The sequence below is a fragment of the Streptomyces sp. NPDC058751 genome, from assembly GCF_042746485.1.
In the GTDB taxonomy this organism is placed as follows: domain Bacteria; phylum Actinomycetota; class Actinomycetes; order Streptomycetales; family Streptomycetaceae; genus Streptomyces.
Genome location: NZ_JBHYPZ010000098.1, coordinates 1 through 2,678 on the forward strand (window position 1 = coordinate 1; position 2,678 = coordinate 2,678).

4 protein-coding genes and 1 pseudogene are annotated in these 2,678 nt (G+C 58.8%); all 5 read left to right on the forward strand.

Annotated elements, in window-relative coordinates; genetic code table 11:
• Positions 1–369: 369 nt before the first annotated feature.
• A complete protein-coding gene (locus ACFW6B_RS41025) occupies positions 370–693 on the forward strand; it encodes a MobC family plasmid mobilization relaxosome protein (protein ID WP_170989424.1) in 324 nt (107 codons plus the stop codon).
• Positions 683–1,048: pseudogene (locus tag ACFW6B_RS41030) on the forward strand (relaxase/mobilization nuclease domain-containing protein); the annotation flags it as partial. The gene ACFW6B_RS41025 and the pseudogene ACFW6B_RS41030, both read left to right, overlap by 11 nt.
• A gap of 322 nt (positions 1,049–1,370) precedes the next feature.
• Positions 1,371–1,856, forward strand: coding sequence for an MbeB family mobilization protein (locus ACFW6B_RS41035; RefSeq protein WP_137502582.1), 486 nt, complete (start codon positions 1,371–1,373; stop codon positions 1,854–1,856).
• A gap of 3 nt (positions 1,857–1,859) precedes the next feature.
• The gene (locus ACFW6B_RS41040) at positions 1,860–2,075 is read left to right on the forward strand and encodes an MbeD family mobilization/exclusion protein (protein ID WP_079967714.1); all 216 of its coding nucleotides are present in this window, start codon (positions 1,860–1,862) and stop codon (positions 2,073–2,075) included.
• A gap of 418 nt (positions 2,076–2,493) precedes the next feature.
• On the forward strand, positions 2,494–2,678 hold a 185-nt coding region (locus ACFW6B_RS41045; RefSeq protein WP_386605040.1), incomplete at its 3' end, for a hypothetical protein.

Consider the following 2,678-nt stretch of genomic DNA (forward strand, 5'->3'; position numbering starts at 1 on the left):
CTTGAGCGCCATCTCTTTATTTCGTCATTCGTGAGCATGTAACGCCCGCCGCAGTCTCACGGCAGGAGCGTAGCGACCGAGTGAGCGAGGAGGCGTCATTTCATCGACACCTGCATTTCGCACTTACGCCCCGCAGCCGCATTTTTTCCCCTGCCACATGAAGCACTTCCCTGAGTCACCACTCCGAACTAACATATTAAGCCAGTATACACTCCGCTAGCGCTACGTGACTGGTTCAGGGCTGCGCCCCGAAACCCGCTAAAACCACTGACGCGCCTGCGGCTTGTCCAACACCGCGCCGAACGGGAAAAGATTTCCCGCCCGTCCCGGCGTTATCAGGAGGCCGGATTGGCAGACAAACGCAGCAAAATGCTCACCATGTGGGTGACCGAAGATGAGCACCGCCGTCTGCTGGAGCGCTGCGACGGTAAACAGCTCGCGGCCTGGATGCGGCAGACGTGCCTGGACGAGAAGCCCGCCCGAACCGGCAAACTTCCCTCGCTCTCGCCGGCGCTGCTTCGTCAGCTTGCCGGCATGGGGAACAACCTTAACCAGATTGCCCGGCAGGTTAACGGCGGTGGCGGCAGCGGGCACGACCGCGTGCAGGTTGTCGCCGCGCTGATGGCCATCGATGCCGGACTCGAGCGGCTGCGGCACGCCGTGCTGGAAAAGGGGGCAGACGATGATCGTTAAGTTTCACCCCCGGGGGCGCGGCGGTGGCGCCGGGCCTGTGGATTACCTGCTGGGCAAAGACCGCCAGCGCGAAGGTGCCAGCGTTCTGCAGGGGAAGCCGGAGGAAGTCCGGGAGCTTATCGACGCCTCGCCCTACGCCAAAAAATACACATCCGGCGTCCTGTCTTTTGCCGAACAGGACTTACCGCCCGGCCAGCGTGAAAAGCTGATGGCGAGCTTCGAGCGGGTTCTGATGCCCGGACTCGATAAAGACCAGTACAGCGTGCTGTGGGTTGAGCACCGGGACAAAGGGAGGCTGGAGCTGAACTTCCTGATCCCGAACACGGAGCTGCTGACCGGCAGGCGTCTCCAGCCGTATTACGACCGCGCCGACCGACCGCGCATCGATGCCTGGCAGACCATTGTGAACGGCAGGCTGGGGCTGCACGATCCAAACGCGCCGGAAAACCGGCGGGCGCTGGTCACGCCGTCCGCGCTGCCGGAAACGAAGCAGGAAGCCGCCCAGGCGATTACGCGGGGTTTACTGGCCTTAGCCTCGTCCGGGGAGCTGAAAACCCGTCAGGACGTCACTGAGGCGCTGGAAAGCGCTGGTTTTGAGGTGGTGCGCACTACAAAAAGCAGCATCAGCATTGCCGACCCGGACGGGGGGCGAAACATCCGACTGAAGGGAGCCATCTATGAACAGTCTTTTAACGCTGGCGAAGGACTTAGAGCAGAAATCGAAAGCGCAGCAGCAGAGTACCGGCGAGATGCTGAAAGCCGCATTCAGCGAGCACGAGAAGTCTGTCAGAGCGGAACTGAGCGAAAGCGAGAAGAGAATCAGCGCCGCCATCCTCGAGCACGACCGGAAGCTGTCCTCAGCCATGAGCCAGCGCACGAAAGGGATGCTGCGCATGGTCAGCCAGACGTGGCTGACCATCGTCCTGGTGTCCGCGCTGCTGATCGCTTCGAGCGCGGCCATTCTGTGGTGGCAGAGTCAGCAGATACTCGACAATTACACGACCATCCGGGAGCAGAAGAGCACGCAGGCTATGCTGTCCGATCGGAACAGCGGCGTGCAGCTCTCGACCTGCGGCGATCAGAGACGCCGCTGCGTGAGGGTGAACCCGGAAGCGGGACGGTTCGGAGAGGATTCGAGCTGGATGATACTGGCGGGGAAATAGCACATGACGGAGCTGGAAAAACAGTTGCTGAGCGCATTAGAGCAGCTACAGCAGGACTACTCGAAAAGGCTGGACGAGTGGGAGAACGCCTTCGCGGAATGGCGGACGATGTCTGGTCTTATGCAACGGGAGAACGCGGCGCTGAGCGAGCGCGTCACGGTCTTGAGCAGGCAGGTGCAGAGTTTGAGCGATCAGCTGCGCCGGTTGTCGCAAGGCTGAACGGAATCGAGGCGCACCGGGAGCAGCAGCGGGCGGCGCAGCACCAGAAAGCGCTGGAGCTGGAACGATCGCAGCGCCAGCGGACGTATGACGGTCCGTCGCTGTAACAAACCGGATAAAACGGGGGGGGCGGCGCAGATCCCCGCCGAAAGCCGGTGCCATTCACCCGGTTGCATGGCTATGCAGTCGGGTGAAATTTATCTGACGCGGAATGCGCGATTTAGTGGGGAGTTTACTGCCGGTTTTACCGGGCTGACGCCGCTTTCGCGCCGAACCCGCCCTGAGGCGGTGCCGGAAAGCACTGTTATGGTAAATGCGGAGTTAATGCATGCTCTTTTGACGTCACTTTTAAACTAAATTGACGTCCTGACGTCTAGTTAGTATTATTATTTTATACAAAAATACTGGATTTATAAACATGTCTTTGGCTCCTGGTGTTGTTCGTGACTCGATAATTGAATGTTTTTTAAGGCTTGGAAGAGAAGCTTCTATTGAGGAGATAACCAACGCTGTTTATTTGAAAATTGGAGAAATTTCAAAATCTTCTGTACGTTCATATCTGAGTTTAAATACCCCTGGTCTGTTCGAACGAGTAGATCGCGG

Excerpts from the sequence above, each read along its gene's own strand:
- ACFW6B_RS41025 (WP_170989424.1), top strand. The coding sequence starts at position 370 with ATGCTCACCATGTGGGTGACCGAAGATGAGCACCGCCGTCTGCTGGAG.
- ACFW6B_RS41035 (WP_137502582.1), top strand. The coding sequence starts at position 1,371 with ATGAACAGTCTTTTAACGCTGGCGAAGGACTTAGAGCAGAAATCGAAA.
- ACFW6B_RS41040 (WP_079967714.1), top strand. The coding sequence starts at position 1,860 with ATGACGGAGCTGGAAAAACAGTTGCTGAGCGCATTAGAGCAGCTACAG.